The organism is Aequorivita sp. Q41 (assembly GCF_039831855.1).
In the GTDB taxonomy this organism is placed as follows: Bacteria; Bacteroidota; Bacteroidia; order Flavobacteriales; family Flavobacteriaceae; genus Aequorivita.
The window spans coordinates 1,828,965-1,844,851 of the sequence record NZ_JBDPMS010000001.1; the positions used below are offsets into that span (position 1 = coordinate 1,828,965).

Below are 15,887 nucleotides of genomic sequence, written 5' to 3' on the forward strand. Positions count from 1 at the left end.
AGCAATGTTTAAAATCGTACAAATTTCTGTTTTCCTTTTTGCACTTTGTTGCTCATTTTCTGTAATCGGACAATCCACATCAAAAAAAATGGATAGCTTAATGCAGCATGCTGAAACTTCAAACGATTCAGTGAAGCTGAGAATTTACAATAAAGTAAGTTTCTATTACATATTTAATGAACCCGAAAGAGCAAAAGCACTTTTGTTAAAAGGAATTAATCAAGCGGAAAAGAAAAAAATTCCTTTTTCTGAAGCAGAATTAATTAATACCTACGGGATTTACTATGATGTTTCCGGTCAGTCAGACTCTGCTAAATATTATTTTGAAAAGGCATTAAGCATTAGCAAAAAGCATGACTATGGAATTATTACGGTAATGATAATTAACAACCTTGGTATGTTCCATTGGAATAAAGGAAACTATCAAGATGCCTTAAATTATTTTTTCCAAGCGCTTGAAATGAATAAAAATAACGCTAAGGATTCAGGAAATGGTATTTATTTCAACAATATTGGTTTAATATACCAAGAAATGGGGCAATATGATAAATCCTTAGAGTATCATGAAAAAGCACTTGCAGTAAGAGAAAAATACCATCAGAAAAGTGAAATCGCCACTTCATTATCAAACATTGCTGTAGTTCTTGGTGCTCAGGGGAAGTATTCCAAATCTGAAGAAACGTTCATGAAAGCCATAAAAATGGCCAAAGCAGAAAATGAAATGGGCAAATACTACGATGCACTAAGTGGTTTGAGCACAATATATATTGAACAAAATCAGCCCTTAAAAGCAATACCGTTGTTGGAAGAATTACGTGAAGGTAGAAACAAACATAATATTGACAGGCGATCAAATTTAGTTGCTATTTCACATTTGATTGATGCTTACAACACCACTGAAAACCTGACAGCGGCATTAAAATACGTAACATCAGGAACTAATTTCTTGCAAGAATTTCCAGACATAAAAAATTCGGCTGTTGATTTTTTTCAGAATGCTTCTGAAACTTATTTTCGAACGGGTAATTCAAAAGAAGGTTTAGCATTTATAAAAAAAGCGATAAACGCAAAAGAAGAGATTTTTTCTTCTGAAAATGCAACTGCAATTGCTGCTCTTGAAACCAAATTTAAAGTTGCAGCAAAAGAAAAAGATTTGGCAGAAGCGCGTGCCAATCTAGTTCAAAGAGAATTGGAGGTTGAGCAAAAAAACAGTCTTATTTTCGGAACACTTGCGGTAGCAGTTTTCCTAGGCATTCTTGGCTTTTTAGTATATAAACAGCAAAAGCTTAAAAACAATCAATTATTAAAGGAGGGCGAATTAAAAGCAGCGCTCGCAAAAATTGAAACCCAAAACCAACTTCAGGAACAACGGCTGCGAATTTCACGAGATCTGCATGACAATATCGGCTCTCAACTTACTTTTATTATTTCTTCAATAGACAATTTAAAATTTGGGTTAAACGGTGCTGCAACATCGGTTACAGATAAATTAGGAAAAATTAGCGAGTTTACATCACAAACAATTTATGAACTTAGAGACACAATTTGGGCAATGAATAAAAATGATATCTCTGTGGAAGATCTTCAAGCGCGAATATCAAATTTTATTGAAAAAGCAAAAGTTTCTAGTGATGTTGAATTTCATTTTGATGTGGCTGAAAATATATTAAAAGAAACTAATTTTACGTCCATGCAAGGAATGAATATGTATCGAATTATTCAGGAAGCAGTGAACAATTCTTTGAAATATGCAGAAGCTTCCCTGATAAAAGTAGCAATTAAAAAAAGGGAAGATGCTTTAGTTGAGGTTTTAATTTTTGATAACGGAAAAGGGTTTGATTTAAAAAATTCAAAATCAGGAAATGGTCTTGCAAATATTCAAAAACGTGCGAAAGATTTAGGGGGAAATGTAAAAATTACTTCAGAAGAAGAAAAAGGAACGACGCTACTGTTGTCTTTTAAATAGGGCATTTGCCTTATTTGTTTTCAGCATAAAGTCTTGTATTTTTAAGTTTCAAAATCTACTTTATATCGTGTGTATTCAAGCCTTAATAATATTTCTACTTATACTAATTGGATTGTTTTTGTGGCACCATTTTAAAAATAAGCAGTTAACCAGAATTCATTTGCAGTATGTTTCTAGTATAGAGAATGCTATTTCTAGTAACCAAAATCAAATAAAATTTCGAGATTCGAATCTTAATAAATACAATTTTTTAAAGCATAATTTAAGCGAATCTTTGAAAGCACAAAAAGAGATCTTTTTATACTAATCCGAAAAGGTTTTGTACTAGATAGCTTTTTTTTAATATAGGAAACGAAATAGTTTAATATCTTTATAATAACCTACAAGCCCAATGGAGATTAAAATTGCGATTGTTGACGATAACACTTTTCTTATCCATGCCATAAAAGAAAAACTTTCTTTTTTTGATGCCATTGTCATAAAACACACAGCAATAAACGGCGGAGAACTTCTTACAAAACTTGAAGAAAACCACAACCTCGATTTAATTTTAATGGATATAGAAATGCCTGTACTCAATGGAATTGAAACGACCCAAATAGTAAAGCAAAAATACCCACATATTAAAATAATAATGCTCACTGCTTTTGATAATGATGAGCATATATTTAATGCTATAAAAGCGGGTGCAGATGGTTATTTGTTAAAAGAAATAAATCCTAAAGATTTGTATGATGGTATTCAAGAAACAATTAATGGTGGTGCCGCAATGAATCCTTCCATCGCGATGAAAACATTAAAATTACTGCGAAATCCTATCGATATTGAGAATCTTAAAGATAAAGAAGAAATATCGCTTTCTACACGCGAAGTTGAGGTTTTAGAGCATTTAAGCAAAGGTTTAAGCTATACTGTTATTGCAAACCACCTTTTTCTTTCGCCTAGCACCGTTCGAAAACACATTGAAAATATTTATAAAAAACTACAAGTTCACAGTAAAATTGAAGCAGTTCAAAAAGCTAGGAATCACAATATAATTTGAAGCGATTGTTATACATTACGGTTGCACAAATAGGTAATATTGAAATATTCGAGCAACCGTAATTTTAATATATATATTAGATACCGAAAGCTTCTTTCACTTGGTCAACGTAGTCCAGTTTTTCCCATGTAAAAAGCTCTACTTCTTTTTCAATTCTACCGTTGTAAGGGCTTTCAAATATTTTTGAAACCAGCTCTGGCTTACGCCCCATATGCCCGTATGCAGCAGTTTCGGAATATATAGGGTTGCGTAATTTTAATCTACTTTCAATAGCAGCTGGTCGCATATTAAAGATTGTTGCTACTTTTTTTGCTATATCTCCATCAGAAAGCTTCACCTTTGATGAATTGTAAGTATTTACCAAAATTGAAGTTGGTTCTACCACTCCAATTGCATACGAAACTTGCACTAAAACTTCATCTGCAATCCCTGCTGCAACTAAATTTTTGGCGATATGTCTGGAAGCGTAAGCAGCACTTCTATCCACTTTACTTGGATCTTTTCCGCTAAAAGCACCCCCACCATGTGCACCTTTCCCACCATAAGTGTCAACAATTATTTTTCTTCCTGTAAGGCCAGTATCTCCGTGAGGGCCACCGATTACAAATTTTCCAGTTGGATTTATATGATAAACAATATCGTCATTAAATAACTGCTGAACATATTCAGGAAGTTGTTTTATTACTCTCGGAATTAAAATTTCAACAATATCTTTTTTGATTTTTTTTAGCATCGGTTCATCAGCATCAAACTCGTCGTGCTGTGTAGACACTACAATTGCAACAATTTTCTGAGGAACATTATCGTCACTATACTCAATTGTAACTTGGCTTTTTGAGTCTGGACGCAGATATTTAATCTCGGTTTCTTCTCTTCGAAGTGCCGCCAATTCAATTAAAATTTTATGCGAAATATCTAATGCCAATGGCATGTAATTTTCAGTTTCGTTTGTTGCGTAACCAAACATCATTCCTTGGTCTCCCGCACCTTGTTCTTCTTTGTTTTCCCGATCTACACCTTGGTTTATATCCTGTGATTGTTCGTGAATTAAAGAAATAACGCCACACGAATCACCGCTAAATTTATAAGCGCCTTTTGTATATCCAATTTTATTAATTACATCGCGAGCAATGGTTTGCACATCAAGGTAGGTATTGCTTTTTACTTCGCCTGCCAAAACCACTTGCCCTGTGGTCACTAAAGTTTCACATGCTACTTTACTTTCGGGGTCAAAAGCTAAGAAATTATCTAAAAGTGCGTCGCTAATTTGATCCGCAACTTTATCTGGGTGTCCTTCAGAAACACTTTCTGAAGTAAATAAATAGGCCATAAAATGGTTTTAAAATATAAATATCCGAAGATTTGACGAGAGCGCCTAAGGTAGGTTTTAACTGCCTTTAGCATTTTTTATGGAGGTTGCAATCAGTCAAATCTTTCCTCTTAAATTGTCTTGGGCAAAAGTAAAAAAATTAAATGAACCGCAATTTTATTTAAAGATTTTTGGGAAAATATTTGGTTATTAAAAATTTCTGACGCTATATTTGCGCTCACAAAGTTCAAAACTTTATTGAAATGTTATCAAGAAAGGCCGAGGGATTAGACCCTATGACGCCTTAGCAACCCTTTCTCCGGAATGAAGGTGCTACATTCTACACTTTTTTTGAAAATTTCAAAAATTGATGATAGATAACGACAAGACAATTTCACATCTGAGATTGCTTTTCATTTATTTCTTTTTAACATTTTTCTATTGTTCCGATTTAAGTTCGGAATTGACTTTTGGTTTAATCTTTTTATTAACTCAAAAAATTAGAAAAATGAGTACACAAAACAAATTCGCAACAAACTTGTTGCATGCAGGACACGATGTAACCGCTAACGGAGGCACGAGAGCGGTGCCAATTTACCAAACTTCAAGTTACGTATTTAAAAACAGCGACCATGCTGCAAACTTATTTAACTTATCTGAACCTGGGTTTATCTATTCCCGACTTAACAATCCAACTTGCGATATTTTAGAACAAAGGTTGGCAGCTGTAGAAGGTGGTATAGGTGCCGTAACAACCGCATCGGGGGCATCTGCCATTTCAACTGCATTGCTAACACTACTTCGTGCTGGCGACCACATTATTGCATCTAGTAGTTTGTATGGCGGCACTTTTAATTTATTGAATGTTACTTTACCGCGTTTGGGAATTACAACTACGTTTGTGGATGCTTCAAATCCCGAAAATTTTGGTAAAGCCGTGAAAGAAAATACCCGCGCAATTTTTATTGAATCACTGGGAAACCCAAAATTAGATGTGTTAGATATTGAAGCAATAGCAACACAAGCCAAAACCAATAAAATACCACTTATCGTAGATAATACAGTTGCTTCCCCTGCATTGTTAAACCCAATAGCGTATGGGGCAAATATTGTAATCCATTCCCTTACCAAATACATAAATGGAAATGGGACAACGCTTGGCGGGGTAATAATTGACGCTGGTAATTTTGATTGGACAACCGGAAAGTTCCCCGAATTTACAGAACCCTCTGCTGGATACCATGGTTTAGTTTATTCTGAAGCTTTAAAAGAAGCTGCTTTTATTGCGAAAGTACGTCTCGAAGGCCTTCGTGATTTCGGCGCGGCATTGAGCCCGTTTAGTGCATTTCAAATTATCCAAGGTTTGGAAACTTTAGAAATTCGACTTAAAAAACACAGCGAAAACGCACTTCAATTTGCAAAATGGCTACAAAGTCGCGAAGAAGTGGCTTGGGTTAATTATCCTGGTTTAGCAGATAATCCATATTTTGACCTTGCACAAAAGTACCTTCCCCAAGGACAAAGTGGCTTGGTTACCTTCGGGGTAAAAGGAGGTTTTGAAACTGCTAAGAAAGTGGTTGATAATGTAAAACTATTTTCGCTTTTGGCAAATATTGGAGATACTAAATCGCTTATAATCCATCCAGCAAGTACTACTCATCAACAATTGAGTGAGACAGATCAAGCTGCTTCGGGTGTAAGTGCCGATTTAATCCGACTTTCTGTTGGCTTGGAAAACCTTGAGGATTTAACTGCAGATTTGGAACAAGCTTTCGAAACCGTTTTTAAAAAACAATTGGTTTAGGGCCAGAAATTTAATTGTCACGTAGAAAACCATCCAAACAAATGTCAGCTATTTCTAGACTTACTATTACTAATTATCAAACCCAAAGCGGATTTCTTTTAAAAAAATTACCATTAACTTATCAGGTTTTTGGGAAAGAATTGGGCACTGCTCCAGTGGTATTGGTAACTCATGCACTTACTGGAAACAGTAATGTTTGTGGGGAAAAAGGTTGGTGGAAAGATTTGATTGGTGCTAAAAAGTGTATCGATAGTAGTCAATATACCATACTTACCTTCAATATTCCCGGCAATGGTTTTGATGGTTTTTTACTTGATAATTATGAAGATGTCACTGTATACGATGTTGCCCAGTGGTTTTTAAGTGGATTGGAGCAACTTAAAATACCGTCCGTTTTTGCAGCAATTGGAGGTTCTTTAGGTGGAAGTATTCTTTGGCAAATGGCAGTTTTGAAACCTAATTTATTTCAAAATTTAATTCCTATCGCCACCGATTGGAAAGCTACAGATTGGTTAATTGCACAATGCAGGGTGCAAACACAAATTTTAAACAATTCCGAAAAACCTGTTTACGATGCTCGTGTTCATGCAATGACTTTTTATAGAACCCCGCAGTCTTTTAAACAGAAATTCAATAGAGATTTTAAAACAGATGAAGATATATTTAGTGTAGAAAGTTGGTTGCTTTATCACGGTGCAACTTTGGAAAAACGTTTTCAATTGCAAGCATATAAATTAATGAATCACTTGTTAACTACTGCAAACATTGAAACGAATGAAGCTAATTTTAATACTTTGGCTTCAAGAATTGAAGGAAACATTCATTTGGTAGGAATAGATAGCGATGGATTTTATTTAAATGAAGAAATAAAAGAGACCTATTTTGCTCTAAAGCCGATAAAAAACAATGTGCATATTGCTGAAATAAACTCCATTCATGGCCACGATGCATTTTTAATAGAATACGAACAATTGGCGGGAATTCTGAACCCAATATTTAATTCAGAAAAAACAACAAAGAAAAAAACTATGAGCACGCAAGTACTGGATAATCCGGTTTTGAACCGAATTGACCTAAACAATATAAAAAAAAAGAAAGTAAACATTGCAATTTTTGGTCACGGAAATGTGGGAAGTCATTTAGTCAATCAGATAATTTCGACTAAAGATGAAATTTCTCGTAGAAGAGATTTGGTGCTAAATATTTTTGCAATTGCTAATTCTAAAACAGTATTACTTCAGCAAAATGGATTGGGTGAAAACTGGTTAGAAGAAAAAGCTAAAACTGGTGAAAAATACAACCCACAGGATGTTATTGCTTTTGCGAAAACCAATAACCTTCAAAATCTAATTTTGGTTGATAACACAGCAGATTCTGACTTTGTGCAGAATTATACCACATTTGTTGAAAATGGGTTTCATTTGGTGTCGTCAAATAAGATTGCAAATACATTAGATTTAGGTTTTTATCAAAATCTTCGAGAAAAACTGACTTCAAAAAAGCGAGCATATTTGTATGAAACGAATGTGGGAGCAGGGCTTCCGCTTATAGATACCATTAAGCTTTTACATCTTTCTGGAGAAAATATTACGCGAATTCGCGGTGTGTTTTCAGGTTCACTGAGTTATATTTTTAACACTTTTTCGGAAGAAGATAGGTCATTCAGTTCTGTGTTACATTCCGCTATCGATAAGGGTTTTACCGAGCCAGACCCCCGGGAGGATCTTTGTGGAAATGACGTCGGACGAAAATTACTTATCTTGGCTCGTGAATTGGATTTACACAATGAATTTTCAGATATTTCCATTCAAAATTTGATTCCAAAAGATTTACGAAATGTTTCAAAAACCGAGTTTTTGGAGCGCTTGAAAGAACTAGATGTTCCATTTCAAATTAAAAAGAAAAATCAACCTACCGATTCTGTTTTTAGATATGTAGCAGATTTGCACGGCGATCTATCAAAAGAGACAGGAGCAATTTTAACGGTTAATTTAGCATCTGTCCAAAAAAACAGTATGCTGGGAGCACTAAAGGGGAGCGATTCCATTTTTGAAATTTATACCGAAAGTTACGGTGATAATCCAATAGTTATACAAGGCGCAGGAGCGGGGGCAGCAGTTACAGCACGTGGCGTTTTTGGTGATATTTTGAGAATTAGCGATAAAGAAAACTAAAACGATACATAATGAAAGTTACACTAAACAGAATTAACGACAAGTATTTATTTGAAGCGAAAGGCACTTCGGGAGTTCCAGTTTTTATAGATAATAAAACCGACGAAGCTTCAAAAGGCGCAAGCCCGATGGAACTTTTGCTAATGGGAGTTGGTGGTTGTAGTGCGATCGATGTAATTTTAATTTTGCAGAAACAGCGTCAAGAAATTACTTCATATAAAATGGAAGTGGAAGGTGCTAGAAAAGAGGTGCGAGACGCCAAGCCTTTTGAAACCATTCACGTAACGCTTTATTTGGAAGGAAAAATAGATGAAGCAAAAGCCATTCGCGCTGCAGCTTTAAGTTTTGAAAAATACTGTTCGGTTTCAATAACATTGGAAGCTTCTGTGAAAATAACCTACAGCGTTATCTTAAATGGAAAGGAATTATGAAAAAACTCGAAACAGCAGCAATTCGCATTCAGAATGAACGCAGTCAATTTAAGGAGCATTCCGTCCCACTTTTTCTAACCTCAAGCTTTGTGTTTGATGATGCGGAAGATATGCGCGCTTCTTTTGCTGAAGAAAAGGAAACCAATATCTACAGTCGTTTTACAAACCCGAATACTTCTGAGTTTGTAGAAAAAATGTGTGCCTTAGAAGGTGCTGAAGCGGGATATGCTTTTGCCACTGGCATGGCTGCGGTGTTTTCCACTTTTGCAGCATTACTAAATAGTGGCGATCATATTGTTTCCTGCCGAAGTGTTTTTGGCTCTACACATACTTTATTTACTAAGTTTCTTCCAAAATGGAATATTACTACAAGTTATTTCAAAATAGATGAGCTAGATACTATTGAATCTATTATTACTTCAAAAACAAAAATTCTTTACGCTGAAACGCCCACAAATCCTGCGGTGGCTATTTTAGATCTTGAAAAGTTAGGCGCAATTGCCAAGAAACATAATTTGTTATTGGTGGTGGATAACTGCTTTGCAACGCCCTATTTGCAGAATCCAATAAAATTTGGGGCGGATTTAGTGATCCATTCCGCCACAAAATTGATTGACGGTCAGGGTAGGGTTTTAGGAGGTGTAACCGTGGGAAAAAAAGAGTTGATTCGTGAAATATATTTGTTTGCCAGAAATACAGGACCGGCACTATCCCCATTTAATGCTTGGATACTTTCAAAAAGTTTGGAAACACTTTCGGTAAGAGTGAAAAAACACTGTAAAAACGCATTGAAAATAGCGCAGTTTTTAGAAAAAAATGAAATGGTTACTGATGTGAAATATCCTTTTCTTCCATCCTATCCACACTATGAAATTGCAAAAAAGCAAATGAAAATGGGTGGAAATGTAATTGCATTTCAAATAAAAGGAGGGCTTCATGCTGGCCGAACATTCTTAGATTCTTTAAAAATGTGTTCGCTTTCAGCAAATTTAGGCGATTCACGAACAATTGTAACCCATCCTGCATCAACTACACATAGTAAATTAACGAAAGAAGACAGGCTTGAAGTAGGAATTACAGACGGTTTGGTTCGTATTTCTATTGGGTTGGAACATGTAAAAGACATAAAAAACGATTTAAAAAATGCTTTTGCAGCACTTTAATTGAAACCAAGAAATGAATAAAATACAAGAAGCGTTACAAAACCGAATATTGATTCTCGATGGTGCTATGGGGACGATGCTACAACGCTATAATTTTACTGAAGAAGATTTTCGTGGAGCGCGTTTTAAGGATTTTCATAAATCGGTGAAGGGGAATTTCGATTTAATTTCGCTAACACAACCGCAAGCCATAGCCGAAATTCACGCTAAGTATTTTGCGGCAGGTGCAGACATAGTAGAAACAAACACGTTTTCGGGGACCACCATTGCCATGGCAGATTACGACATGCAGGATTTGGTGTATGAATTAAACTATGAGTCGGCAAAAATCGCAAAGCGTGTAGCAGCTGAGTTTACAAAAAATGAACCCGACAAACCGCGTTTTGTAGCTGGAGCCATAGGCCCAACAAACAAAACGGCAAGCATGAGTCCAGACGTAAACAATCCAGGATTTCGCGCTGTGTCTTTTGAAGAGTTGCGAATTGCCTACAAACAGCAATGCGAAGCCCTGATTGATGGCGGTGTAGATATACTTTTAGTAGAAACCATTTTTGATACTTTAAATGCCAAAGCCGCACTTTTTGCGATAGACCAAATAAAGGAAGAACGCAATATAGACATCCCCATTATGATAAGCGGAACCATAACAGATGCTTCTGGAAGGACGCTTTCTGGGCAAACCGCCGAAGCCTTTTTAATTTCCATATCACATATTCCGCTTTTAAGTGTAGGTTTTAACTGTGCTTTAGGCGCCAAACAACTTTTACCTCACCTTGAAGTCATTGCTAACCGCACCAACTTAGCTGTAAGTGCGCATCCTAATGCAGGCTTACCAAACGCATTTGGCGAATACGATGAAAGCCCTGCTCAAATGGCTTTGCAAATAGAAGAATATCTAGAAAAAAATCTAGTGAATATTATTGGTGGTTGCTGTGGCACCACTCCCGAGCACATACAAGCTATTGCAACTGTAGCATTAAACTACAAACCACGCGCAGTTTTCAACTCTAAAAACGCTGAAGTATGATTCCTGAAAAACAAGAAGTAGAGGCAGCCTGTAAGCGCGTAAAACCATATGTTCACAATACGACGGTTTTACAATCTTCCTATATAAATAAACTTTCTGGCGCCCAAGTATTTTTTAAATGTGAAAACTTTCAGAAGATGGGGGCTTTTAAAATGCGAGGCGCAACAAACGCTATCCTACAGCTTACAGAAGCGCAAAAAGCAGCGGGCGTTGTCACCCATTCTTCGGGTAATTTCGCGCAAGCTTTATCGCTGGCAGCACAAAACCTGGGTGTAAAAGCCTATATCGTCATGCCAGAAAATGCACCTCAGGTAAAAAAAGAAGCTGTAAAAGGCTATGGCGGAATAATTACCGAATCTGAGTCTACGCCTCTAGCGCGCGAGCAACAAGCGGAAAAAATTAGAAAGCAGACCGCAGCAACATTTATACACCCCTCAAACGATAAAAATGTAATTCTCGGCAATGCCAGTTCGGCCGCAGAGTTGCTAGAATCGCAACCCGATTTAGATTTTATTTTCACACCAGTAGGCGGGGGTGGGTTAGTAGCCGGAACAGCACTTGCGGTAAAATATTTCGGTAAAAACTGTAACACCATAGGCGCAGAGCCTTTTGAAGTAGATGACGCCTACCGAAGCTTACATTCAGGAAAGATTGAGCGAAACCAAACCACAAACACTATAGCCGACGGATTAAAAACCTTTCTAGGCGATATAAATTTCCCCATCATAAAAGATTTAGTTCAGGAGATAATAAGGGTAGAAGAAACCGAAATTGTTGCAGCTATGAAACTTGTTTGGGAGCGGATGAAAATAATTATAGAGCCCAGTAGTGCTGTTGCTTTAGCGGCTTTGCTAAAAAACAAAGAACTGTTTAAAAACAAAAAAATAGGAATTATTATTTCTGGCGGAAATGTTGATTTAAAGAATTTACCTTTTTAGTTGCTAGAATTAATAGAGAAATGGAATATAGAGATTTGGATGTTTGGAAGTTTTCTCGAGGGTTCGCTTTATGAACTAGAAACGCAATTGACTCTTGTTTATGATCAAAACTATATAATCGAAGAACAATTAAATGAAATAATTAACCAAATAGATAGCTGTAAAAAACTGTTGAACGGATTTATAAATTACTACAAAAAATTATTATGAAAGCTCAGCAACCAGCAACTAGCAACTGTCAACCTAGGTATTTGACGTTAAGTGGTCTTGAACCTCTTGTAATTACTCCCGAAAGCAATTTTATAAATGTCGGAGAACGCACCAATGTGGCAGGTTCAAAGAAGTTTCTCAGGCTTATAAAAGAGCAGAATTACGAGGAAGCACTTTCGGTAGCTCGCGAACAAGTGGAAAACGGAGCCCAAATCATCGATATCAACATGGACGATGGCTTGATTGATGGTAAGGAAGCGATGGTAAATTTTTTAAACCTCGTTATTGCCGAGCCAGATATCTCGCGAGTGCCTATTATGATTGATAGTAGTAAGTGGGATATTATTGAAGCAGGGCTACGCGTGGTGCAAGGCAAGTGTGTAGTAAATTCCATTAGTTTAAAAGAAGGTGAAGCAGAATTTATAAAGCATGCAAGATTGATTAAACGCTATGGTGCTGCAGTGATAGTAATGGCTTTTGACGAAGTAGGACAGGCAGATAACTACGAGCGAAGAATAGAAATTGCGGAGCGATCGTATAACATCTTAGTGAATCAAGTAAAGTTTGCTCCCGAAGATATTATTTTCGATTTAAATATTTTTCCGGTGGCAACAGGGATGGATGAGCACCGAAAAAACGCAATAGACTTTATTGAAGCCACACGTTGGGTTCGGGAAAATCTGCCATATGTAAGTGTAAGCGGTGGGGTGAGCAATGTGTCGTTTAGTTTTCGAGGCAATAACCCTGTTCGGGAAGCCATGCATTCCGTTTTTTTATACCATGCTATTAAAGCGGGGATGAATATAGGTATTGTAAACCCATCTATGTTGGAGATTTACGACGATATTCCAAGGGACCTTTTAGCGCATGTAGAAGACGTAATGTTCGACCGTCGTGAAGATGCTACAGAACGTTTGCTAGATTTTGCCGAAACCGTTATTGGAAAAACCAAAGAAAGCAAAATTGATCTTTCGTGGAGAGAAGAGTCTTTACAAAGCCGTATCACTAGAGCTTTAGTAAAAGGGATTGACGAATACATTCTTGAAGATATTGAAGAAGCACGACAAAGCACGTCAAAGCCAATAGAAGTTATTGAAGGTCATTTAATGATTGGTATGAACGTAGTAGGAGACCTTTTTGGAAGCGGGAAAATGTTTTTACCGCAAGTAGTGAAGTCTGCAAGGGTAATGAAAAAAGCTGTGGCCTATCTATTACCGTATATTGAAGAAGAGAAACTAAAAAATCCACAAGTTGGCGATTCCAAAAACGCTGGAAAAATATTGATGGCAACTGTAAAAGGTGACGTACACGATATAGGTAAAAATATAGTTGGCGTTGTATTGGCTTGTAATAATTACGAGATAATAGACTTGGGTGTTATGGTTCCCCCAGAGAAAATTATTGCAACAGCCAAGGAAGAAAATGTAGATGCTATTGGTTTAAGTGGTTTAATAACACCATCCTTAGACGAAATGGTGTTTTTAGCCAAGGAAATGCAACGACAAAACTTTACGGTTCCCTTGTTGATTGGTGGCGCAACTACCAGTAAAGCACATACGGCTGTAAAAATAGACCCAGAATATCACTGTGCTGTGGTGCATATTAATGATGCTTCGCGCGCGGTGACAGTGGTGGGTAATTTGCTAAAAAAGGAAACTTCAGACGTGTATAAAGACACTTTAAAAAAGGAGTACGATGTGTTCAGAAATAATTTTTTAAAACGTCAGAAAGTAAAAACGTACTTGCCTCTTTCTGAGGCTAGAAAGAATAAATACAAAATAGATTGGAGTGCTTCAGAAATTATAAAACCCAAGCAGTTGGGGGTTCATGTGCTTAACAACTTCAACTTAAAACTTTTAGAGCCTTATATAGATTGGACGCCCTTTTTTAGAAGTTGGGAGTTACACGGAAAATATCCAGAAATTTTAACTGATAAAGTTGTGGGTGAGCAAGCTTCGGAATTATTTGAGGATGCAAAAAAGATGCTTCAAAAAATTATTTCAGAAAAATTGCTTGAAGCGAGAGCCGTTTTTGGATTATTTGAAGCAACTACTGTTAATGACGATGATATTTCTTTAAAAATTTCTCAGCCTGAGCTTGTCGAAGACCCCAATCCCCAATCCCAAATTCCCAATCCCGTTTTTAGAACTCTTCGTCAGCAATCTAAAAAAGCGGCTGGAAAGCCCAATATAGCTTTAGCAGATTTTATTGCACCAAAAGAAAGTGGTATTAAGGATTATATAGGTTGTTTTTGTGTGAGCACGGGTTTTGGAACGGCGGAATTGGCAGCCAAATTTATTGCGGAACTCGATGATTACAATGCAATTATGGTAAAAGCCTTGGCAGATCGTCTGGCAGAAGCTTTTGCGGAATACCTTCACAAGGAGATACGCATAAAGTATTGGGGCTACGCTTCGGAAGAAAACCTTACAAATGAAGATTTAATTTCAGAAAAATACAAAGGAATTCGTCCCGCACCAGGCTATCCAGCCTGCCCTGATCATTTGGAGAAAAAAACTATTTGGGAAATTTTAAAAGTTAAAGAAAACATAGATGTTACCCTTACGGAAAGTTTAGCTATGTGGCCTGCAGCATCTGTTTCGGGGTATTATTTTGCGAATCCTGAGGCGCGTTATTTTGGAGTTGGAAAAATTAAAGAAGATCAAGTAGCAGATTTTGCAAAGCGGAAAAAAATAAATATAGACGAAGCTACAAACTGGCTTAAAACAAATTTGGCCCCCTAAACCCACCAAAGGGGGCTGCAATTATTTTTAAAAGCTTGAAAAATGAAAAATAATCTTAAATCGAAATGTTTAATCGCCCCTGAGTTCTCCCTTTGGGAGCTAGAGGGCTAGAATGGTATATGAAAGTAACAGCGCACATACAAAACGGAAACGGAAAATCTCAGTTTTCATTTGAAATTTTACCACCTTTAAAAGGGGAAAATATTCATTCTATTTTCAATAATATTGATCCATTGATGGAGTTTAAACCCCCATATATAAATGTTACGTATCATCGTGAAGAGTATATTTTTAAAGAAGTAAAGGATGGTTTGATTGAAAAAAAGATTGTTCGCAAACGCCCAGGGACTGTGGGTATTTGTGCGGCAATTCAAAATAAGTATCAAGTAGATGCCGTGCCGCATATACTCTGTGGTGGTTTTACAAAAGAAGAAACAGAAAATTTTTTAATAGACCTTCAGTTTTTAGGTATTGACAATGTAATGGCCTTACGTGGCGATGCGGTGAAAAGCGAGACCTATTTTACGCCAGAAAAAAACGGTCATAAGTATGCATGCGATTTGGTTTCGCAATTAAATGATCTAAACAAAGGGGTTTATTTGGACGATGCGCTTCAAAATACAAGTCCAACAGATTTTTGTGTGGGAGTGGCAGGGTATCCTGAGAAACATATGGAAGCTCCGAGTAGTGAAAGTGATATTCAATATCTAAAACGGAAAATTGAAAATGGAGCGGAATATATTGTTACTCAAATGTTTTTTGACAATGAGAAGTATTTCAAATTTGTAGAAAAATGTAGACAAGCAGGGATTAGCGTGCCTATTATTCCCGGCTTAAAACCTATAGCGGTAAAAACTCATTTAAATCTAATTCCCCACAGATTTAAAGTAGATTTGCCTGATGCATTGGTGAAAGAAGTGATGAAAGCCAAGGATAATAAAGAGGTCCGGCAGCTAGGTATTGATTGGTGTATTATGCAAAGTAAAGAGTTAGTGAAAGCTGGCGTTCCCTTTTTGCATTATTATTCTATGGGAAAAAGCAACAATATTAAAGAAATAGCTTCGCAGGTATTTTAAGAT

At 36.5% G+C, this 15,887-nt stretch carries 12 protein-coding genes and 1 riboswitch; of the genes, 11 read left to right on the forward strand and 1 reads right to left on the reverse strand.

Annotated elements, in window-relative coordinates:
• The first annotated feature begins 4 nt into the window (after positions 1–4).
• Both ABJ955_RS08395 and ABJ955_RS08400 read left to right on the forward strand, forming a co-directional pair.
• The gene (locus ABJ955_RS08395) at positions 5–1,966 is read left to right on the forward strand and encodes a tetratricopeptide repeat protein (RefSeq protein ID WP_347374139.1); all 1,962 of its coding nucleotides are present in this window, start codon (positions 5–7) and stop codon (positions 1,964–1,966) included.
• A 391-nt stretch (positions 1,967–2,357) separates the two neighbouring features.
• The gene (locus tag ABJ955_RS08400) at positions 2,358–3,008 is read left to right on the forward strand and encodes a response regulator transcription factor (protein ID WP_347374140.1); all 651 of its coding nucleotides are present in this window, start codon (positions 2,358–2,360) and stop codon (positions 3,006–3,008) included.
• A 76-nt stretch (positions 3,009–3,084) separates the two neighbouring features.
• Here the strand turns inward: ABJ955_RS08400 and metK are convergent, their stop codons facing one another.
• On the reverse strand, positions 3,085–4,338 hold the full coding sequence (gene metK, locus ABJ955_RS08405; protein WP_347374141.1) for a methionine adenosyltransferase: 1,254 nt from the start codon (positions 4,336–4,338) through the stop codon (positions 3,085–3,087).
• A gap of 242 nt (positions 4,339–4,580) precedes the next feature.
• Positions 4,581–4,701: riboswitch (SAM riboswitch) on the forward strand.
• A 124-nt stretch (positions 4,702–4,825) separates the two neighbouring features.
• Between metK and ABJ955_RS08410 the strand changes: the two genes are divergently transcribed.
• The 9 genes from ABJ955_RS08410 to metF all read left to right on the forward strand — a co-directional run bounded on the left by ABJ955_RS08410 (position 4,826) and on the right by metF (position 15,884).
• On the forward strand, positions 4,826–6,121 hold the full coding sequence (locus ABJ955_RS08410; protein ID WP_347374142.1) for an O-acetylhomoserine aminocarboxypropyltransferase/cysteine synthase family protein: 1,296 nt from the start codon (positions 4,826–4,828) through the stop codon (positions 6,119–6,121).
• A gap of 41 nt (positions 6,122–6,162) precedes the next feature.
• Positions 6,163–8,295: an alpha/beta fold hydrolase gene (locus ABJ955_RS08415; protein WP_347374143.1), complete on the forward strand. Its 2,133-nt coding sequence runs from the start codon at positions 6,163–6,165 to the stop codon at positions 8,293–8,295.
• Between the two features lie 11 nt (positions 8,296–8,306).
• The gene (locus ABJ955_RS08420) at positions 8,307–8,726 is read left to right on the forward strand and encodes an OsmC family protein (RefSeq protein WP_347374144.1); all 420 of its coding nucleotides are present in this window, start codon (positions 8,307–8,309) and stop codon (positions 8,724–8,726) included.
• Positions 8,723–9,889, forward strand: coding sequence for an aminotransferase class I/II-fold pyridoxal phosphate-dependent enzyme (locus ABJ955_RS08425; protein WP_347374145.1), 1,167 nt, complete (start codon positions 8,723–8,725; stop codon positions 9,887–9,889). Before ABJ955_RS08420 ends, ABJ955_RS08425 begins: the two co-directional genes overlap by 4 nt.
• 13 nt (positions 9,890–9,902) lie before the next feature.
• Positions 9,903–10,916 carry a homocysteine S-methyltransferase family protein gene (locus tag ABJ955_RS08430; protein ID WP_347374146.1) on the forward strand — a complete coding sequence of 338 codons (1,014 nt, stop codon included), beginning with the start codon at positions 9,903–9,905 and terminating at the stop codon, positions 10,914–10,916.
• Positions 10,913–11,854, forward strand: coding sequence for a pyridoxal-phosphate dependent enzyme (locus ABJ955_RS08435; protein WP_347374147.1), 942 nt, complete (start codon positions 10,913–10,915; stop codon positions 11,852–11,854). The genes ABJ955_RS08430 and ABJ955_RS08435 overlap by 4 nt, the downstream gene beginning before the upstream one ends.
• A gap of 39 nt (positions 11,855–11,893) precedes the next feature.
• Entirely contained in the window at positions 11,894–12,064 is a 171-nt protein-coding gene (locus ABJ955_RS08440; protein ID WP_347374381.1) for a four helix bundle protein, read from the forward strand.
• Positions 12,061–14,808 carry a methionine synthase gene (metH, locus tag ABJ955_RS08445; protein WP_347374148.1) on the forward strand — a complete coding sequence of 916 codons (2,748 nt, stop codon included), beginning with the start codon at positions 12,061–12,063 and terminating at the stop codon, positions 14,806–14,808. Before ABJ955_RS08440 ends, metH begins: the two co-directional genes overlap by 4 nt.
• A 119-nt stretch (positions 14,809–14,927) precedes the next feature.
• Positions 14,928–15,884: a methylenetetrahydrofolate reductase [NAD(P)H] gene (gene metF / locus ABJ955_RS08450; RefSeq protein ID WP_347374149.1), complete on the forward strand. Its 957-nt coding sequence runs from the start codon at positions 14,928–14,930 to the stop codon at positions 15,882–15,884.
• Positions 15,885–15,887 lie beyond the last annotated feature (3 nt).